This is a genomic window from Oleiphilus sp. HI0080, assembly GCF_001635135.1.
Genome location: NZ_LWFU01000207.1, coordinates 1 through 453, shown reverse-complemented (window position 1 = coordinate 453; position 453 = coordinate 1). Strand labels below are relative to the sequence as shown.

The following is a 453-nucleotide window of genomic DNA, read 5'->3' as shown; positions in this document are numbered from 1 at the left end:
GGGGCATAAGCTGGGATTGACGATTGTGGCAGAAGGTGTTGAGACCGCGGAGGCTTGGCAGATTTTAGAAAAATGGCACTGTGACAAATTGCAGGGGTACTTTATCGCTAAACCTCAACCAGCTGCAGAGTTTATAGCTTGGTTGGATGCTTACAGCTTGCCTGATTGTCGTGCTGATGCTGAAACATAAGGAAGGGCGCTTAGTGTGCAACTACTCTTTTCTGACGCTTTAAGCTCTCGGATCAGACTAGCTTCTTTCTGCCCGTGCTGGCTGCAAGGCGCCGCATTGTGCATATGGCTAGCGAGTAGTGGGCTGGTTGCAGCAGAGCAAGCGCATCGGTTCGACACAAGTCTCACCTTGATTGGCAACTACAACGACAGTGATATGAGTTGGCTGAACTATGGCTTAGGTCGTTTTGCCTATGGCCAGTCTGGCCCAGACAACGCGGCGGC

Annotated in this window: 1 protein-coding gene; it reads left to right on the top strand. The window is 51.4% G+C overall.

The window, feature by feature from the left end; all coding sequences use genetic code 11:
• A partial coding sequence (locus tag A3751_RS02285; RefSeq protein ID WP_156492205.1) for an EAL domain-containing protein occupies positions 1 to 190 on the top strand: 190 nt, incomplete at its 5' end.
• Positions 191 to 453 lie beyond the last annotated feature (263 nt).